Raw genomic sequence first — 16,936 nt, 5'->3', positions numbered from 1 at the left:
GTAAGCGCGGTCTGAGGGCCGCCTTGTAGGCGGAGCGTTCAACGGGTTGATGGCAGCTCTTTGAACGGGGCCGTGATGTCGGACGAGACTATCGAACCAGCTGCAGATGTAGCGAGTAGTCATACGGCCGGTCGTATGAGTGGTCGTATCGAGATTGTCGGGCGGGTGTCGGGCCGGCGCCGCTGGACGGTCGAGGAGAAGCTGGCGATCCTGCGCGATGCGTTTGGGCCGGATGGGTCGGTCCGGGCGGCGGTCGAGCGTCACGAGGTCGGCAGCGGCGCGATCTACACCTGGCGGCGCCAGGCGATGTCGGGTGCACTGAGCGGAGTGCCGGCCCGGCCTCAGACCGCATTTGCCGCCTTCGCAGATAGCGCGTGATTCACCCGCGTCCCTTAATGAACATCACGATCAGAACGAGACAGAACATCGCCATCGCGACCAAGCGAGCGATCCACGGAACGATCAACCAACCACCGATCGCGCCGACTGCCTTACCAGCGACGCCGCTGTCGATCATGCGACGTGATCGTGGCGAACCGGCTACCGGATAGCCGCATCGAGGACAGGCGGGTGCGATATCCGATACGCTTTGCCGGCATTCTGGGCATGGTATCAGCGCCATGTCGATCTACTCCTGCGTCGCGGCCTTTGGGGCGGCAGGCTGGATGACGATTTCCACACGGCGGTTACGCTGACGGCCGTCCGGATTGTCACTGCCGTCGGCATTTGCATTGTCCGCCACAGGTCGTCGCTTGCCCAGCCCAGCCACAGTCGAACCTCGACCGCTATTTTTTTTGAGCCATGTCGCCACCGCCTGCGCCCGGCGCAACGAGAGTGGGTCATTATACGCATCACTGCCCTTGCCATCGGTATGCCCGTTCACTTTCACAGGCGCGGTCGGATAGCTGCCCAGCAGCTCGGCCGCTTTGCGCAACGACTGTTCGGCATCAGCGCGCAGGATGGCCTTGTCGAAATCGAAGAGGATATCGGCCGGTAGGTCGATCACGATCGACTGATCAGCGGCTTGGCGCGCATTCAGTTCGGAAAGCAGATTTTCCGTAAGAGCAATGCGATCAGGTGCAACTTCAGTGGTTCGAAACACGGAGGAACGCTCATTCGCCGCCGCAAAGCTGCTTTCCGGCCCTGCGGTGCCGCCAGTGCTATCTGCGCCAGCGAGCGTCATGTGGCTTTCAGGTGCGTCCACGACAACACGAAAGCTGCTCGCCTCATCCTTCAGGCTGCGCGGTGCCGGCCGGGTATTGCACCCGGCCAGCGTCAGGCCGAAGCACGCGACGGATAAGGAGACCGCTATCCACCTGGTGGTCACGTGCTTTCCTATGCCGGATCGCGTCACCGCGGCGTACCATCCAGCGGAATAGTCATCGTCAAGCCCGGCGAGATGATGCTGTTGCCATCGTTATTGTCGTTCACCACCAGCTTGATCGACTTCGTGTCGGGCGCCACAGCGCCCAGGAACACGAGCTTACCGTCCATCGTCTGGCCGCGCGTGATACGTAGCGACTGGTTGTCTTGTGGAGGCTTCAGCATCAGGCGATCGCCATTGGCAGCTAGCAAATAGGTGCCATTTCCGGCCAATTCGAGACTGTTTGTGATCGTACCGCCATAGGATGCGCTGACATCGAGGGTCGTGGCATCGGTACCGAGTTCTACACTTTTCACCCTAAGCGTGACACCGACCGGGGCGACGCCCTGCACGTTGACGGCGATTGTCCGCGGGTCGGCAGGGATACTGGAGACCGGCAGGGCTGCGGCGGTGGCATTTGTGCTGGCAGGTTGCGGGGCGGCAGTCTCGCTGGTGTGCGGTTGCGACGGCGAAGAGGGAGAACATGCGCCAGCCAGCACTGTCAGCGACGCGACCCAGAACGTCATACCGATCTTGTGCATGCATCCAACTCCTTGTTGATTTCCGACAACCCGAGAAAACCGTTTTGGTTCCGTAACGACTTCGCGAATTGGGGGCTGGACGGTGGTATAAGGTCTGCCGTTCGATGCCCGAGTCCGGTAGACCATATGCGCTCATCCGACGCCAAAACCCGATTGGTCGATAAGAAGATAGCCGCTTAAGCCGATCAACTGAAATCGAACCGTCCAGCATGACCATTTTCACGAGAACGCAGCAACGCCGCGCAATGTCGGCAAGCGCATCAGCCGTCCCCAAAGCGGTCCGTCCGCTTACCTTTCCATTCCGGCCGTTCCGCTTTCGCCCAATAGCGGACGTTCAGGCTGGCGATCCGGGCGCTCAATAACGGCCATTCGTTAAGCGCGGTCTTTCCCATTTCTCCGTCGCCGATTGGCCATTTCGGGAAAGAGCAATTGGGAACAGATTTTGGGAAAGCGACACCCGCAGGCGTCCGTCAACGCGATCGAGGCGCGAGACTCCCGCCAGACGTTCGTTTGTGGGAATGTCTTTTGGGTCTGGATCGAGGCCGGTTAGAAGCCGATCCAACCGCTTGGATTAGGTCGAAGGCAGAGCACCGTGACGGAATCATATGATTGCATTTTCTGCAAAATCGTTGCGCGCACAGCGCCCTCACATGTCATTTGGGAAGACGAAAAGCATCTCGCCTTCCTGTCCATATTCCCGAACACTGAGGGATTTTCGGTCGTAATCCCCAAGGCTCATTATTCGAGCTACCTTTTCGACCAACCGGCTGAGGTGATCTCCGATCTGGTATTGGCAAGCGGGCAAGTCGCGAAGCTGCTCGACAGCCGACTGACCGACGTAGGCCGGACAGGAATTATATTTGAGGGCTTTGGTGTGGACCATCTGCACGCCAAGCTGTTTCCCATGCACGGGACTAAGGCGTCGGAGTGGACGCAACACAAGTCGAACATCTCGAAGTATTTCGATCATTATGAAGGCTACATATCGTCGCACGATTTTCAGCGTGCGGATGACGATGTGCTGGCGAAGTTGGCTCGACAGCTTCGCGCTAATCCAACGGTATAGTACGCTTTCCCGATATTCGATCGATTCCGGGAACGTCCTGACTGTCCCGACCCTCGTTCGTTTTCGAGAACGTATCATCTTGTCGAGAGACCAGCCGTGTGAGACGATGCTACCCCTGCAATACAGGGGCTCGACATGAAGAACGCCAGAACCCGCTACCTTCCGCTCATCATCGCCCCCGCGATTATGCCGGCGGTGCTTATGCCGGTATTGGTAAGCCAGCATTTGCCGGACATTCTGATCGGCGGGGCATTTGGCGTTTCAATCGGTTTGGCGATTGTGGGCCTCGTTCGGATGAAAAGAGGCGGTGGTCGCTGCGCTACGACCAGCTGACTTCTTAAGGGCTCGACACTCCTGATCGCGATCCCAATTCTCGATCCCAATGAAAATGCCTGTCGGGAAGTGGGGCATTGCCCGCACTGCGAGCACTGATAGGATCTGCCCTAATGGTGAAACAAACCGGCCTCCAGCCGGCCGAGGCGCTGACGATCGCCGAAGCCGTGTTCCACACCCGCTATGAGGGCGCCGCCTTCGCCTTCGCCGCAGGGTCAATCGTGCGCGGGGAAGGCACCTACCTCTCCGACATAGACCTGGTTGTCGTCTTCGATCGGCTCGAGGCGGCGCGCCGAGAGTCCTTCACCGTCGAGGGTGTGCCGGTCGAGGCGTTCGTCCACGATCCCGAAACGTTAGCCTGGTTCGTCAACGAGGACGTAGGGCGCGGCCGCCCCAGCATCCTTAATATGATCGCAGAAGGTATTGTCATCGGTCGCGATCAGGACCACGCACAAGCCTTACGCGAGCACATATTAGATCGCTTGGCGATCGGACCGTTGCCCCTGTCCGTTACCGCATTAAACGCGCTACGCTACGAGATCACGGATGCAGTGGATGATTTCCGTGGCGAACGAACTGTGAGCGAAATCATAGCAATAGGCGCGATGTTGCACCCCAAGCTCGTGGAGCTTGCCCTACGCGGCCGAGGACATTGGAATGGCACAGGTAAATGGGCGCCGCGCCTTCTATTGAAGGTCGATACCGACTTGGCAGACCGCTTCGACAATGCCTTTCGGGCGCTGTTCACCAATGGCTATCCTGGTCCTGTGATCGCGCTCGCTGACGCGGAACTGACTTCGCATGGCGGGTTCCTGTTCGATGGCGACCGGCGGGATGCACCCGCATCGTGGCGCGTCTCATGAAAAGCTCTTTTCTCGTTTCCCGATCCTTTTCGGGAAAGGCGGCAGCTGCCCAATGTCGGCTATCTCCATCCGCCTTCCCGGAAGCAGCCGGTCCGGTTTCCTCCCATTCCGGACATTGGCGGACGGCGGATATCCCCTCCGCCGCAGTGACGCTTTTCTGCGGTTTTTTACCGCCTAGTACCCCGGTTCGGGCAGGTGATACCCCGCCTCGAACGGCAAGATAGCTACTTGAAAGCACGAAGTTTCAGGCGCTTGCGCGGCGAACCGAACAGTTATTGCACGGTGTACCGCTGGAGCGCCTGCGCCTCGATGTCGTAGCCCGGCCCGGTTTCGTGGACGCCGTCGGCCGTCAGTCCATTGCTGACCGCGCCGGCGCGACCGCCAAGCAACGCTTCGTCATCCTGGAACGCGCAGCCGTTCGACGACGCTAGCGTCACCAGCGCCGACTTCCACTGCGCGCGCGTCGCGTCGGCACCATAGGACGGTGACGGCCCCTCGATCGACGGCCATTCGAGGATGCAGTCGCCGGTCACCTTCGCCCTGGTGATGATCGCTTGATACGACGTGATCGCACTCGTCAGCGGGACACCATTGAGATGTCGTTCGTTCACAGGTTGATAATCGTCAGGTCGGGAGCAATGGGCTAGCTGGCGCGCGCGCGATTTGTGGACCTGCGGAGGCAGCTCTGCCCAATCTCGTCGCAGCTCGGGCTGGTGCCGGACCTATGTATGCGTTGCGAGTCGCCGATTTTTTTACCTTATGTGGCTCGATCAGACCATCGAGGAGGCAATTATCATTTTCGCGGCACCCAAGCCGAATGGATAGTATATTATGTCTCTCCGTGGAACGAGGACACACAGTTGCGGCCACGCCCCTTTGCTTCGTAGAGTGCTTGGTCAGCCAATCGCATAATGACTGTCGGGTCAGCGTCGTTTTCCATCATTGAGGTAACGCCGACACTAACGGTCACGACACCTTCCGAATTCCCCGAATGCGCAATACCAAGGCCTGCTACGGCATACCGGAGCGCTTCTGCTCGCGCTAAGGCACCATTCTGGGGCGTATCGGGCATCAGCACGGCAAACTCCTCCCCGCCGATCCGCGCAATCTGATCGGCGGGGCGGCGGTAAACTTCCCGCATTGCGTCTGCGATCGACTGCAAGGTTTTGTCTCCCGCCACATGACCATAAGTGTCGTTGAACGCCTTGAAATGGTCTGCGTCGATAATGGCGAGGGATAATGGTTGTTTGGTGCGTTCCGCCCGTCTCAATTCCCGCGCCAACCCGGCGTCGAAACTACGTCGGTTTAGCAGCCCAGTCAGGCCATCGGTCGAGGCAAGTTCCGCAAGCTCTGCCTCTAACTTTTCACGGCGTAGAAGCTCGCGCTGGAAGAGAGACGCAAGAACGATTATTCCTGCGCACAATGCGAGCGTGGTTAGAATTACGGGGAGCGACCTTTTCCACCACGGAGCTAGAATCTCCGACGTCGAAGTCGCAACATCCAACAGGAGTGGCAAGCCTGCAGGGCGAGCGAACACATAGAGCCTCTGCTCATTATCGACCGCAGAGCGACCGACAAAAACCCCCGTCATCTCGCGCTTCATTCTTTCGAAAGTCGGTGCACCTCCAATGTTTCCCGTAGCCCCCGGCTTTAATGCTGGGTTACGAAGTAAGATGGTACCGTCAAGATTGAAAAGGTTGATCGCGCTGCGACTACCTATAACGACGTCATCAAGCGTTGGACGGATCAGCCGCAGGGGCATCTCGCCAGCAACGATCCCGGCGAAGCGGCCGTCTGACGTGGCAATACGTCGCGCAAGGATCAGACTTGGTTCTCGTCCTATGCGACTTATTACTACGCTGCTCAACAACGGCTTTCTCGAGCCGGACGAACGTAAGAGGCGGAAGTAGCTCCGTCCGGAAAGGTCGACCCCGACGCCGCGTGCGCCATCCGACAGCGCAATTATCCGCCCACGCTCATTGGTCACGAAAACTCTGCTTAGGTAAGGCGACCAACGAGCCTTATTGAATAAGACAAGATTTCGAACATCTTCCGGATATTTCCACAACCCAGGCAATTCCAGGCCAATAGAGGTAGCAATCACGGCCTGATCGACCAGGCGAACGTTGTTTCCAACGTTGCGTGAGAGAGCAGTCACGAGATTGGATGACGCCACTTCCGAAGCTTTCCAGGCGTCCTCACGCGCCTGCCATAAGCCAAACATTACGAGCATGAGCATCGCGCAAGATAGCGCAAGCGATAGCGCGTTAAGGAAACGCACGATTCGAGAACTTGACGCCGCGCTTTTTTGGCGGATCAACGCGCCGTCCGCCCCACCCGGCTGCGTCAACGGCTCTGGCGGCTCACAACCCCTATCAGACGAAGCTACCTCGACAGTGAGCGACTTCGTTCGTCCCAGTTTCATCGATCAACCCGCAAAGAACTTTTTCCTGCGTGCTGTACTAAGCGCCAACGGTAAATAATCGTTATTATTTAGCCGATCGCCGGCGAACACGCGTCTCTCGGATAAAAATCACATGCCCGCATTTATGATCGCTAGGGCAGTTGCGCGGCGGAGATGCCCTCCACCGCAATCGTCCGCGCCCCGCACAAATACGAGCCTTTTTCGTTGCATGCGTGCGATGTACCCTAGCGACACCCCGGACAAGAACGCCCACTTGTCGACGCTCGCGGTTTCGACAGCGCTCCCGATAGCTGCCGGTCAGTCAGCTATGGCGCTTTGCAATTCCAAGAACTAACAACAGGGCGGGGATTAAGAACATGGGGAAGGGCAACCAGTCTGCTATGAAATAGCCCAGACCATCTAACATCGCTTGGCCTAACAGGATGGCCACAACTGTAGAGAGAATGACGGCTGTCAATACGCCGAAGCCTTTCCAGTGGCGTGGCATGTAGCTCCACCCCACCTTTTCGAACCAGACTTCGCGCTGCAAAGATCACCTCGTAATGTCGGCTTCAAGTAGGTTAACGCCTAAAGCGGTCAGGCTGCAAACCTTCCCTAGTTGTCGATCAGCAGCGTCCGCGCCGTTTGGCGCGGGAAATCGAGTATGCAGTCCACATGGTCGAGGTGAGCGCCACGAAGGTCATACCGATCCCCGACGCAACTTGCTCGATAGCGAAGGCGATCAGCGCGATCCCCAGCGCGACCACAAAATAGACCCAAACCGGAAACATCAGCATCTCCTTGGCAATCTGCATAGAACTATGCCTCCTCTGGTGCGGAGTCTATGTCTGCTTAACACTGGAGAAGCGCCGAAACCGGCCTGTCCGTTTTCCTCCCCATCCCGGCCAATCCGCTATCGCCCACACCCGGACGTTCAGGCTGGCGATCCGCGTTTCTGATAACGGCCATTCGTTAAGCGGGATCTTTCCCGTTTCTCGGTCTCTGACCGGCCAACTTGCGAAAGAGCAATCGGGCTATGCTCAAACCGCAAGCCCGGTCGAGCGCGTCGTATCCAAGAGCGGCTGGCGGGACGTCGCCATGGGTGCCCCGCCACGGCGGTGGAACGACCGTCTTGGCTCAATCTGGTTGGTTCGCGCTTCTGCGTCGATGGATGTGATCGATTGCCGAGAACAACCAATTATCGCTCCAATGTGCTATAATTGGATAGCTAATACCAAAGGCGTCCGCCTTTCAAACTTGAGACGGATTCGGAAAATTGCGGGCTCGGATGGTAATTGTGTTGTTAACACCTGCTTCGCGCGACTAAAGACGCGCGGAACAGAAAATTAGGAGAGATTCGATGTTTGTCTCGGATCAAAAAGCGCACGTTCAAGAGGCTGTTCAGCTTTTGCGGCAAGCCCTTGCTATTGTCGACCAAATTGAAAATTATGCAGCATCAGCTCAGCTGGATCATGTGATTCACACGCTTCAATCGATGTCCGGTAACAGCGTCGGCGCTTGAAACACAGATGCAAGCATCCCCTCCATTCTAGTGATGCCGGACTGAGTGAATTGCACATCAGCCGCGACATTGCTGTCATCCCAAATAATACCTTCCTGCTGTAATGCGGTAATCCAGCGCCTCGTTGTGCTCGGTGCCATGCGGGTTTCGGAGGCCAGTGTTTCAACGCCGACCACCCGTCCTTCAGCCTCGGCGAGATAGATGGCTACCAGCAGTGTGCCAACCGGGTCGGTGATCAAACGATCGCCAAATGCTTCTCGGCGAATGTTAGCTATATGTTGAATTCGCAGTGCGGCTTCCCACAGCCTTTCTGGACGGAACTCGTTACCAGGATCATGCCAGAATAGCGTACCAACCAGCCGACCAGGATTATTGAAATAGGTTACAAATAAAGACGCTGCAACAGCGCTCCCATCGGGGCGCATGTATCTCTTTTGCAGGCGGAAAGGGGGAGCCCGATCCACGAGCATCGATAGCATAATTGCACTTTTTTCAAGGTCGTCTGGATGGGTTAAATCCCGATAAGATGCTCCGATAACTTGATCTTCGGGACGTTGGACGAGATCGAGGAAGCCGCGATCTACCGCTAAAATAACACCATTCGTGGTTGAGACGCAGTGCGCGGTTGGCATCGCCTATTTCTTGCCTAAAATATGGGGGCTATCAATAGGGATCAACCAACGCCCGTAGCCTTGCTGCAGCTACCCGTATTCAAAATGTAAAAGAATCGCAGATCTGTCCTTAATGGATGTAATGGCCTAACTATGAGCTTGTAAGCTCAGGTATCATGCGAATCTCATTTTTCGCTATAAGTCCAAACGGATGGCCGGCCCGTTAAGTCTTCTCTGCCTTTTCCGTCGTCCTTCATGCAGGGCTTTAAAAGGGCTGGCCGCCTAAGATCCGGCTTACGTGAGCAAATAGCACCTGCATTCGAGATCGACGGAACGGTTTCCGCGGCATTGGTCAGTTGGATGTTGCCAGCCTTGTACAGTTCCTGCCCTCCACTTTGGCAGCGTATAGCATTTGATCAGCCCCTTCGATCCATGACGTCACAGAACTAATCGACGGCAACAGGGGCATGATTCCGAAACTCGCGCTGACGCGCAGCGCCGTGCCATTGGACAAGCGTATAGGCTCATCAGCAATCGCCGTTCGTAGGCGCTCCGCCACGACAAGAGCTTGTTCAGCATCTGTCTCGCTTAAAATAACCGCGAACTCCTCACCACCCAGACGCCCGAAGACGTCCGTCGGCCTTATCGCGACCCCTGCGAGCTCCGCGATCCTTTTCAGGACCTGATCGCCCGCACCGTGACCGTAGGTATCATTGACGATCTTAAAGTGATCAACATCGAGCATAACCATAGAGCTCGGCCGACCATAACGCTTCACGCGCGATAGTTCCCGCTCTGCCTGTTCCAGGAACCCTCGCCTAGTAAGTGCCCCCGTGAGGTGATCCACCTGCGCAATCATTCGCAGTTCGAGTTCGTCGCACACAATGTTCGCAAAGTTGCTGAGGATCGCAACGTCAGCCGGGCTGAACCTCCGAGGCCGCGTGTCCATCGCACAGAGTGCGCCGACGTTATAACCCTCCGGTGTGCGCAGCGGAACGCCGGCATAACTTCGGATGTGCGGAGCTCCGGTGACTAGGGGACTGGAGGCAAAACGTTCGTCGCTCTGCGCGTCCTCGACGACGAACGGTTCTCTTTGTTGAATCGTGTGGGTACAGAACGAAACAGATCGCGGCGTTTCGGAAACGGCTACGCCCCGGCGCGCTTTGAACCATTGACGATCGCGATCGACTAGTGTCACCGTCGAGATTGGCACAGCTAAGACCGTACGAACGAGCGTTACAATCTTCTCGAATGGCTCCTCTATTGAGGTGTCGAGCACATTAAGGCGGCCCAAGGCGAACACCCTGGCTGCGTCGTCTTGCAACAGTGGGTCAACCATTTTGGGCATCCTTAGCCATGCCGCGGATTGCTGCGGTCAGCTCGTCGGCGTAGCTGTCGACTAACACGCGCACACTGCTCTCGATCATGTCGTCCTGCAGTCCCGCGGCCTGTAAGCTCGTGATTAGCTGTGCCAGATGGGCTTGGTGTCGCGTGACACTACTCAGCAACTCCGCCGGGATCTCCAGCGGTTCGGCGGCGGAAGGTCTCGGTTGCAGTTGATCAATACGCACGATTAGCTCCTCCGCGACGCTGTGACCGGATCGTAGTAATCAATGATTAACACGAGCCTCACTGATGAGGTAAGCGACCTCGCGCCCGGGAATAGAAGCGAAAGGACGGCTGAACGCCATGTTCCCTGGCTGGAATCGCCCATACCCAGACGTTCAGGTTGGCATTCCGGGCTCTCGATAGCGGCCGTTCGTTGAGTGCAATCTTTCGTGATTGTCCGACCAATGCGAACGGCTCTAATATCGTAGCTCAGTTTGTCCGGCGAGTATGATAGCTGGCCATGAGCGTCCTCGTTGGTATGAATGTACCCAAATCGGTTTCATGAGAGACGAGCTTTGGATAAGAAATCCTTCCCCATTCCCGTGAATGAGGCCGAGCGCCTCGAAGAACTGATATCGTACAAGGTTCTCGATACTGGATCGGAACGCGTATTTGACGATGTAGTTATGCTTGCACAAAGCCTCTTCGGCGTGGCCACCAGCACGGTCTCGCTGATCGATGACGACCGCCAATGGTTCAAAGCCCGAGCTGGGCTGGAAGTTGAGGAAACTGAGAGGAGTGCCGCATTCTGTGGGCACGCGATCCTTCAAGAAGCGGTCATGGTGGTTCCAGACGCGCGTGCCGACGGTCGGTTTGCAGAGAACCCCCTAGTTACAGGTGTCCCACATATCCGTTTCTACGCCGGCGCTCCGCTAACGACGCCGGGCGGATTCAACATCGGTACATTATGTATTTTCGACCCGAGCCCGCGACCCGACGGGCTCAGCCGGCAAGAAGTATCTCACCTTTCCATGCTCGCCGGCATGGTGATGGAGCGGCTGATCGCACGCCGGTTGCGATTGGAGCGGCAACAGGAATCTCAGCAAGTGAGGTCGGTGGCGGGGCGGTTGAGCACCGCAGCCTATCAGCTGGAAGTGCAGGCCAAGGATCTCTCGGCACTTGCAACAGACGGAGCTCTAAGATCCGATGCGGCTGGTCAGGGTGTTCGTCAGCTCGTCTCGATGGCTGCCGAGGTCGAGACGATCCTGACGGGCGTCACCGGGAACATCGATCACGTAGCTGACGATGCCGAAAGCATGCGGAGGATCGTCGCCGGTCTCGGCGGGCACTTGGAGGGAATCGGTGCGGTCGCCAGCGAGATTTCCAGCATCGCGTCCCAGACCAGGCTGCTTTCTCTCAATGCATCAATCGAAGCGGCACGGGCTGGCGACACCGGGCGAGGGTTTGCTGTGGTGGCCAACGAGGTACGTCAGTTGGCAGGCCTTACTGCCGATGCCACCGATCACATCAAGAGCGAATTGAGGGCGATTGAGGATACCGTCGCGCGGGTTGTTGAGCGATGTGATATTCTCGCTGGGCGCGTCGTCGCCATGCAGACGGGCTCTGCCCGGATCAAGGCAACGGCAGAATTGCAGGCGACCACCCGCATTCATGTCGGGGAGGAGGTCGATGATGCAGTGTCGGCCGTCCGGCAGATCGGCGTCAGTGCCAAGCTGGTCGACGGGCATAGCGAGGCAGTGCTGAGCGAGGTCGTCGTTCTTCGCGATCATGCCGACAGTTTGATGCAGCGCTATGTCGAGGTATCATCTGGTTAGCCAGAGCAATGGTTGGTGCTGAAGCGTGCCGCCGTTCATGCTACCAAATCGAACATACGGCTCGTCTCGCAGCTTTTCCCAAGACTACTCTTTTTCGAGATCTGCCGCAGCACCGCAAGGTCCGCTATTGCTATCCGCTCCTCCCCATACCGGTCATTCGTTTCGCCACAACGCTAGACCTCTGCAGTGCGATTGCCCCCCAATGCTGCAATTTCATGACGTTTACGAGGGGAAGGTGCAGCAATGTCGCACTGCTTTCGCCATGATCTAGCGATTTGCGATACCAGCGCGATACCAAGATTGTATCGCGAACTCGATACCTCCACGGTAAGCGCGGTCTGAGGGCCGCCTTGTAGGCGGAGCGTTCAACGGGTTGATGGCAGCTCTTTGAACGGGGCCGTGATGTCGGACGAGACTATCGAACCAGCTGCAGATGTAGCGAGTAGTCATACGACCGGTCGTATGAGTGGTCGTATCGAGATTGTCGGGCGGGTGTCGGGCCGGCGCCGCTGGACGGTCGAGGAGAAGCTGGCGATCCTGCGCGATGCGTTTGGGCCGGATGGGTCGGTCCGGGCGGCGGTCGAGCGTCACGAGGTCGGCAGCGGCGCGATCTACACCTGGCGGCGCCAGGCGATGTCGGGTGCACTGAGCGGAGTGCCGGCCCGGCCTCAGACCGCATTTGCCGAAGTCCAAATCAGCGAGCCGCCCATGATGCTGCCGGCGCCGCCCGTCGAGGCGCTAGCGGACGCCCGGATCGCGGGGTAGATCGGCATCGAGCTGCCTTCGGGTGTGCGACTGACCGTCGACGGCACGGTCGACGCCGAGGCGCTGTCGCGCGTGATCGGCGTGCTGACCCGATGATCCCGCAGCCGACATCGACGCGGATATTCCTGGCGTGCGGCGTCACCGACATGCGCAAGGGCTTCGATGGCCTTGCGGTATTGGTGCAGCAGGTGCTCCGGGAGAAACCACATTCCGGTGCGCTGTTCGCGTTCCGCGGCAGGCGCGGCGACCTGATCAAATTGCTGTGGTTCGACGGTCAGGGACTCTGCCTGTTTTCGAAGCGGATGGACCGGGGGCGTTTCGTCTGGCCGGTGACCGCGACAGGCACAGTGGCGCTGACATCGGCGCAGGTGTCGATGCTTCTGGAGGGCATCGACTGGCGCCGCCCAGAGCGGACATGGGCACCAACATTGGCCGGCTGAAAACATAGCTTTTCCGCCATTTTTGCTCGTGTGAGAGTGCGCGAACTGCTATGAAAATGAGGTGTCGCAAGCCCCTCTTGCCCCATCTGATGCCGAGGCGCGGATTGCCGTGCTGGAGGCCTCGCTCGCCCGGGCCAATGCAGCACTTGCCGCCCGCGACCTGCTCATCGAGACACTGCGTGGGCAGATCGCCCGGATGCGGCGGATGCAGTTCGGCGCATCCTCCGAGAAGCTGACGCGCGAGATCGCCCAACTCGAACTCGCGCTCGAGGAACTGGAAACCGAGAGCGCAGTCCCGGAGATCGGCGCGGCCTTGTCAGACACGCCCGGGCGACTGGCACCAGTCCGTGCGTTGCCCGACCACTTGCCACGCGAGGAGGTCGTCCACGAACCCGCCTCCGGCGCCTGCACATGCCCGGACTGCGGCGGTGCGCTACGCCGCCTCGGGCAGGACGCCCATGAGATGCTCGACGTCCTGCCGGTGCACTGGCGCGTGGTGCGGAACGTCCGACCGAAATATAGCTGCCGGACGTGTGAGAAGATCGTCCAGGCGGCTGCCCCGGTGAAGGCGGTCGCCCGCGGGAAGGCGACATTTGCAACGCTGGCGCATGTTGTCGTCTCGAAGTTCGACCATCATCTGCCGCTTTACCGGCAGTCCGAGATGATGGCCGCCCAAGGCCTGGACATCGACCGCTCGACGCTGGCGGGCTGGGTCGGCCAGGCAGCAGCGCTGCTCGACCCCATCGTCAGCCGCATCCGCGATGAAGTGCTGAAAGGCGGCAAGATCCACGCCGACGACACGCCAGTTCCCGTGCTCGACCCCGGCCGTGGACGCACCGCGACCGGGCGGCTGTGGGTCTATGCGGTCGACGACCGCGCCTCGGGCAACACGACCCCGCCTGCGACATGGTATCGCTTCACGACCGACCGCACCGGTGCACATCCGCAAGCCCATCTCGCCGGATTTCGAGGCTTCCTCCAGGCCGACGCCTATGCCGGTTACGACGGGCTCTATCGACGCGGCGTCACCGAAGTCGCGTGCTGGGCCCATTTCAGGCGCAAAGTGTTCGACCTGCACGAGCGGGTTGCTACGCCGCTGACCACCGACATTCTTGAACGCATCGGTGCCTTGTACAGCATAGAGGCCGAGGTCCGCGGCAGGCCGCCTGACGTGCGGCTGGCGGCGCGGCAAAACCGGACGAAGCCGCTAGTCGATGCGCTGCGCGAGGCACTGGACGTAGCACTGCGCCGCCTGTCGCCAAAGTCCGACATGGCCAAGGCTATCGCCTATGGCACGAAGCGATGGCTCGCACTGTGTCGCTTCCTCGATGACGGGCGCTTGGAGATCGACAACAACATCGCCGAACGCGCGTTGCGCGGCGTTGCCGTCGGACGGCGAAACTGGCTGTTCGCTGGTTCGAAAACGGGCGGCGAGCGCGCCGCGGCGATCTACACCGTCATCCAGACCTGCAAGGCCAACGGCGTCGACCCGCAGGCCTACATCGCCGACGTCACTGGGAAGATCGCAGCGGATTGGCCGGCCGCGCGATGGGACGAACTCATGCCCTGGAACTGGTCCGCGCAAACCGCAGAGCGAGTGGCGCAAGCCGCGTAATCTGCGGCCTGCCGGCCACGCTTACCCTCCACGCGCTCTCCTCACTTCGCTGCCTCGATAAGTAGCACGATAGCGGCCCCCGTCTGGTGGAGCTGGAACCCGGCGATATGCGCGGGAATGTTGCGCGGATTTACGCCAGCGCCGTGACCGCCGTCTTTGTTGCGTACCGTTGGAACGCCGCTTTCTAGGATGGTCCGCAAGCCGCTAAACTCGTTTTGCATGTAATCAGGAATGAGTTTGTTATCAAATACTGCCTTAAGCAGCTTTGAAGCCGGGTCGGTCGCCAAGTGGAGCTAGTTCTTTTTGTCCAGAATGATTTTAAGAACGCTTTCGAATGAGTTGCAGCAGTCATGGATGCAGTCATCATAATTTCCGTCCACATACTATTTATGAGCTTGCCTAAAATATTCGTTGGCTACTGCATACTCCTGACCGCTTAAAAACTGCAAAGCTAGAACGATCACCTCCGAATGCAGGAACTGAGAGTCTATCCACATGATGCAATAGTCTCGGCTAAGCACGTCGCCGCCCAACGGGGCGGTCAAATGCAGACATTCATTCAAAAGATATTCGGCATCGGAGGATGTTTTGGCTTCGCAATTTTGCTCCTCGGTGCGGGTTGGCAAACTTACGTCCTAGAGTTTCGTCCTGTCGTGTCGACTCACGTGCCGGAATTCCCGTCGCCAAATTGGATGTGCGGTCGAGCTATTAGCGCTCGCCATTGCGTCGTCATCAGTATGGGTGAACGATCCGTTTGGGACTACTTCATTTTCTCGCTGCCTCTTTGCATCATGCTGGCGGGAGATGGGATACTCCTATCCCGCTCTGAGCACGTCCGCTAACGCCCAGTTGCAGTCGTTCGCGGTTGTGCACGACCTTCCTAAAACCGGTCGCTACAGCTATCGCAATGAAGGGATTGTGCCCCCCTTTTGGACAAACCCCGGATGCGGAAAAATATTCTGCACTTTGGCCGCAACAAGCCCGATGGTCGCATCGGTTTTGTTTACGTGACCACCATGCACGGCAGCCCGCGACGTTCGGCGATGGCGCTCAACTCGCGAACGACCCGCCGACCTGACAGCGAGGTATCGACGATGCACCCCAGGCACTCCCGGCTGTAATCGTCGATGACGTTGAGCATGCGGAACCGCCGGCCGCAGGCCAATGAGTCCGACACGAAGTCCAGCGACCAGCGCTGGTTGGGTTCCTGCGGGATCGCCATCGGCGCCCGCGTGCCCAGCGCGCGCTTGCGGCCGCCACGCTTGCGCACCGTCAGCCGCTCCTCGCGATACAGCCGGTACACCTTCTTCAGGTTCATGCCTTTCCCCTCGCGCTCGAGCAGGATCGCCAGCCGCCGGTAGCCGAACCGACGACGCTCGTTCGCGATCTCGCGCATCCGCTCGCGGACAGCATCGTCCTTCCCGCGAAGCGGCTCATATTGCCACGCCGACCGGTTGACCCCGATCAGCCTGCAGGCGCGACGCTCGGAGAAGCTGTGGTCGGCCATCAGCTTCTCCACCGCAGCGTAGCGATCTCCAGACCGGGTCAGTTTTTTCCCAGCAGATCCTTCAGCGCCGACACGTCGAGCATCGACTCCGCCAGCAGCTTCTTCAGCCGGCGGTTCTCGTCCTCGAGCGCCCGCAACCGCGCCGCCTCCGACACGGTCATTCCGCCGTACTTCGACTTCCAGTTGTAAAAGGTCGCATCGCTGATCCCGTGCTTGCGGCACAGGTCGGCCGTTTTCACGCCAGCTTCATGCGCGCGCAACACGCCAATGATCTGATCCTCGGTAAATCGGCCTCGCCGCATCACTCGTCTCCATCTGACGAGCTAACTTACCAATGGCATGAATTCTGGGGAGCAGGTCAAGCCTTGGGCTGGCGCAGGGGCCATGCTCTTGGACGCGGGACTTGCACTCGGTGCGCCAAACTTTGTCACAGCTGAAGATCGAGACATTCTCCTCGCTGGATGGCCAGCGTAAAAACGTCGGCCGCTTTAGACTTTGAGTTCCGAAAAGCAGCCGGACCGTTCTCCTTCCCAACCCGGTCGTTCCCGCTACGCGGTCGCTGGCGGGGAGGCGCATTGGGCGACCACATTAGTTGGGCGATCAACAGCCTACGCCTTCGCAACGATTAATGTATGATGTTGGCCAGATCCTGTCCCCGCAACCAACTTTGACGCCACTCCAAACCTTGTAGCGCAAGCTCCGGGGCTGTCGTCGTTTCTGGCCACTTTCCTTTCCTTGCGC

The 16,936-nt window shown here is 58.8% G+C and carries 21 protein-coding genes and 1 pseudogene; 9 read left to right on the top strand and 13 right to left on the bottom strand.

Annotation, left to right across the window (positions count from 1 at the left end):
* Positions 1–135: 135 nt before the first annotated feature.
* On the top strand, positions 136–378 hold the full coding sequence (locus C8J47_RS00560; protein ID WP_404969167.1) for a transposase: 243 nt from the start codon (positions 136–138) through the stop codon (positions 376–378).
* Between the two features lies 1 nt (position 379).
* On the opposite strand, the gene C8J47_RS19310 is transcribed toward C8J47_RS00560, so the two are convergent.
* The 3 genes from C8J47_RS19310 to C8J47_RS00545 form a co-directional block, all read right to left on the bottom strand.
* Positions 380–517 carry a hypothetical protein gene (locus tag C8J47_RS19310; protein WP_200912522.1) on the bottom strand — a complete coding sequence of 46 codons (138 nt, stop codon included), beginning with the start codon at positions 515–517 and terminating at the stop codon, positions 380–382.
* Between the two features lie 111 nt (positions 518–628).
* Positions 629–1,327: an OmpA family protein gene (locus C8J47_RS00550; RefSeq protein WP_220683322.1), complete on the bottom strand. Its 699-nt coding sequence runs from the start codon at positions 1,325–1,327 to the stop codon at positions 629–631.
* Between the two features lie 23 nt (positions 1,328–1,350).
* Positions 1,351–1,905, bottom strand: coding sequence for a hypothetical protein (locus tag C8J47_RS00545; protein WP_060525215.1), 555 nt, complete (start codon positions 1,903–1,905; stop codon positions 1,351–1,353).
* A gap of 592 nt (positions 1,906–2,497) precedes the next feature.
* Between C8J47_RS00545 and C8J47_RS00540 the strand changes: the two genes are divergently transcribed.
* The 3 genes from C8J47_RS00540 (at position 2,498) to C8J47_RS00530 (ending at position 4,167) form a co-directional block, all read left to right on the top strand.
* The gene (locus tag C8J47_RS00540; RefSeq protein ID WP_121884022.1) at positions 2,498–2,971 is read left to right on the top strand and encodes an HIT family protein; all 474 of its coding nucleotides are present in this window, start codon (positions 2,498–2,500) and stop codon (positions 2,969–2,971) included.
* A gap of 135 nt (positions 2,972–3,106) precedes the next feature.
* Complete coding sequence (locus C8J47_RS00535; protein WP_121884021.1) at positions 3,107–3,304, top strand: hypothetical protein; 198 nt, start codon at positions 3,107–3,109, stop codon at positions 3,302–3,304.
* Positions 3,305–3,417: 113 nt separating this feature from the next.
* Complete coding sequence (locus C8J47_RS00530) at positions 3,418–4,167, top strand: nucleotidyltransferase domain-containing protein (protein ID WP_121884020.1); 750 nt, start codon at positions 3,418–3,420, stop codon at positions 4,165–4,167.
* Between the two features lie 272 nt (positions 4,168–4,439).
* Here the strand turns inward: C8J47_RS00530 and C8J47_RS00525 are convergent, their stop codons facing one another.
* The 4 genes from C8J47_RS00525 to C8J47_RS00510 all read right to left on the bottom strand — a co-directional run bounded on the left by C8J47_RS00525 (position 4,440) and on the right by C8J47_RS00510 (position 7,386).
* Positions 4,440–4,778, bottom strand: a complete 339-nt coding sequence (locus C8J47_RS00525; RefSeq protein ID WP_121884019.1) for an SGNH/GDSL hydrolase family protein — start codon at positions 4,776–4,778, stop codon at positions 4,440–4,442.
* Between the two features lie 218 nt (positions 4,779–4,996).
* Positions 4,997–6,406: a sensor domain-containing diguanylate cyclase gene (locus C8J47_RS00520; protein WP_183128975.1), complete on the bottom strand. Its 1,410-nt coding sequence runs from the start codon at positions 6,404–6,406 to the stop codon at positions 4,997–4,999.
* A 487-nt stretch (positions 6,407–6,893) separates the two neighbouring features.
* Positions 6,894–7,121 carry a hypothetical protein gene (locus C8J47_RS00515; protein WP_121884017.1) on the bottom strand — a complete coding sequence of 76 codons (228 nt, stop codon included), beginning with the start codon at positions 7,119–7,121 and terminating at the stop codon, positions 6,894–6,896.
* Positions 7,122–7,197: 76 nt separating this feature from the next.
* Positions 7,198–7,386: a hypothetical protein gene (locus C8J47_RS00510; protein WP_121884016.1), complete on the bottom strand. Its 189-nt coding sequence runs from the start codon at positions 7,384–7,386 to the stop codon at positions 7,198–7,200.
* Between the two features lie 545 nt (positions 7,387–7,931).
* On the opposite strand from C8J47_RS00510, the gene C8J47_RS19305 reads away from it, so the two are divergent.
* Positions 7,932–8,093, top strand: coding sequence for a hypothetical protein (locus C8J47_RS19305; RefSeq protein WP_220683063.1), 162 nt, complete (start codon positions 7,932–7,934; stop codon positions 8,091–8,093).
* Here the strand turns inward: C8J47_RS19305 and C8J47_RS00505 are convergent.
* From C8J47_RS00505 to C8J47_RS00495, 3 genes are all read right to left on the bottom strand, one after another.
* Complete coding sequence (locus tag C8J47_RS00505; RefSeq protein ID WP_121884015.1) at positions 8,060–8,725, bottom strand: PAS domain-containing protein; 666 nt, start codon at positions 8,723–8,725, stop codon at positions 8,060–8,062. The two genes, C8J47_RS19305 and C8J47_RS00505, sit on opposite strands and share 34 nt — an antisense overlap.
* Before the next feature lie 331 nt (positions 8,726–9,056).
* Entirely contained in the window at positions 9,057–10,043 is a 987-nt protein-coding gene (locus C8J47_RS00500) for a sensor domain-containing diguanylate cyclase (protein WP_121884014.1), read from the bottom strand.
* Positions 10,036–10,275, bottom strand: a complete 240-nt coding sequence (locus tag C8J47_RS00495; protein ID WP_121884013.1) for a hypothetical protein — start codon at positions 10,273–10,275, stop codon at positions 10,036–10,038. The genes C8J47_RS00500 and C8J47_RS00495 overlap by 8 nt, the downstream gene beginning before the upstream one ends.
* Before the next feature lie 333 nt (positions 10,276–10,608).
* On the opposite strand from C8J47_RS00495, the gene C8J47_RS00490 reads away from it, so the two are divergent.
* The 4 genes from C8J47_RS00490 (at position 10,609) to tnpC (ending at position 14,688) form a co-directional block, all read left to right on the top strand.
* Positions 10,609–11,868: a methyl-accepting chemotaxis protein gene (locus C8J47_RS00490; RefSeq protein ID WP_162237221.1), complete on the top strand. Its 1,260-nt coding sequence runs from the start codon at positions 10,609–10,611 to the stop codon at positions 11,866–11,868.
* A gap of 462 nt (positions 11,869–12,330) precedes the next feature.
* A complete protein-coding gene (locus tag C8J47_RS00485) occupies positions 12,331–12,633 on the top strand; it encodes a transposase (protein WP_259467275.1) in 303 nt (100 codons plus the stop codon).
* A 92-nt stretch (positions 12,634–12,725) separates the two neighbouring features.
* Positions 12,726–13,073 (top strand): IS66 family insertion sequence element accessory protein TnpB, encoded by a 348-nt coding sequence (tnpB, locus tag C8J47_RS00480; protein WP_056484176.1) that lies wholly within the window; start codon positions 12,726–12,728, stop codon positions 13,071–13,073.
* A gap of 61 nt (positions 13,074–13,134) precedes the next feature.
* Entirely contained in the window at positions 13,135–14,688 is a 1,554-nt protein-coding gene (gene tnpC / locus C8J47_RS00475) for an IS66 family transposase (RefSeq protein WP_121884012.1), read from the top strand.
* Positions 14,689–14,729: 41 nt separating this feature from the next.
* Here the strand turns inward: tnpC and C8J47_RS00470 are convergent, their stop codons facing one another.
* The 3 genes and pseudogenes from C8J47_RS00470 to C8J47_RS19415 all read right to left on the bottom strand — a co-directional run.
* Positions 14,730–14,975, bottom strand: coding sequence for a DUF7014 domain-containing protein (locus C8J47_RS00470; protein ID WP_060525050.1), 246 nt, complete (start codon positions 14,973–14,975; stop codon positions 14,730–14,732).
* A gap of 96 nt (positions 14,976–15,071) precedes the next feature.
* A complete protein-coding gene (locus tag C8J47_RS19300; RefSeq protein WP_220683321.1) occupies positions 15,072–15,314 on the bottom strand; it encodes a hypothetical protein in 243 nt (80 codons plus the stop codon).
* A 380-nt stretch (positions 15,315–15,694) separates the two neighbouring features.
* Positions 15,695–16,497 (bottom strand): annotated as a pseudogene (locus tag C8J47_RS19415) (IS3 family transposase); the annotation flags it as partial.
* Positions 16,498–16,936 lie beyond the last annotated feature (439 nt).

It is taken from the genome of Sphingomonas sp. PP-F2F-G114-C0414, assembly GCF_003688595.1.
Lineage (GTDB): Bacteria > Pseudomonadota > Alphaproteobacteria > Sphingomonadales > Sphingomonadaceae > Sphingomonas.
Note: the sequence above shows the minus strand (reverse complement) of the source record. Positions and strands in the feature narration are given on the sequence as shown.

Coding starts and splice junctions, on each gene's coding strand:
- C8J47_RS00560 (WP_404969167.1), top strand. CDS start 136: ATGAGTGGTCGTATCGAGATTGTCGGGCGGGTGTCGGGCCGGCGCCGC.
- C8J47_RS19310 (WP_200912522.1), bottom strand. CDS start 517: ATGATCGACAGCGGCGTCGCTGGTAAGGCAGTCGGCGCGATCGGTGGT.
- C8J47_RS00545 (WP_060525215.1), bottom strand. CDS start 1,905: ATGCACAAGATCGGTATGACGTTCTGGGTCGCGTCGCTGACAGTGCTG.
- C8J47_RS00535 (WP_121884021.1), top strand. CDS start 3,107: ATGAAGAACGCCAGAACCCGCTACCTTCCGCTCATCATCGCCCCCGCG.
- C8J47_RS00530 (WP_121884020.1), top strand. CDS start 3,418: ATGGTGAAACAAACCGGCCTCCAGCCGGCCGAGGCGCTGACGATCGCC.
- C8J47_RS00520 (WP_183128975.1), bottom strand. CDS start 6,406: ATGCTCATGCTCGTAATGTTTGGCTTATGGCAGGCGCGTGAGGACGCC.
- C8J47_RS00510 (WP_121884016.1), bottom strand. CDS start 7,386: ATGCAGATTGCCAAGGAGATGCTGATGTTTCCGGTTTGGGTCTATTTT.
- C8J47_RS19305 (WP_220683063.1), top strand. CDS start 7,932: ATGTTTGTCTCGGATCAAAAAGCGCACGTTCAAGAGGCTGTTCAGCTT.
- C8J47_RS00505 (WP_121884015.1), bottom strand. CDS start 8,725: ATGCCAACCGCGCACTGCGTCTCAACCACGAATGGTGTTATTTTAGCG.
- C8J47_RS00500 (WP_121884014.1), bottom strand. CDS start 10,043: ATGGTTGACCCACTGTTGCAAGACGACGCAGCCAGGGTGTTCGCCTTG.
- C8J47_RS00485 (WP_259467275.1), top strand. CDS start 12,331: ATGAGTGGTCGTATCGAGATTGTCGGGCGGGTGTCGGGCCGGCGCCGC.
- tnpB (WP_056484176.1), top strand. CDS start 12,726: ATGATCCCGCAGCCGACATCGACGCGGATATTCCTGGCGTGCGGCGTC.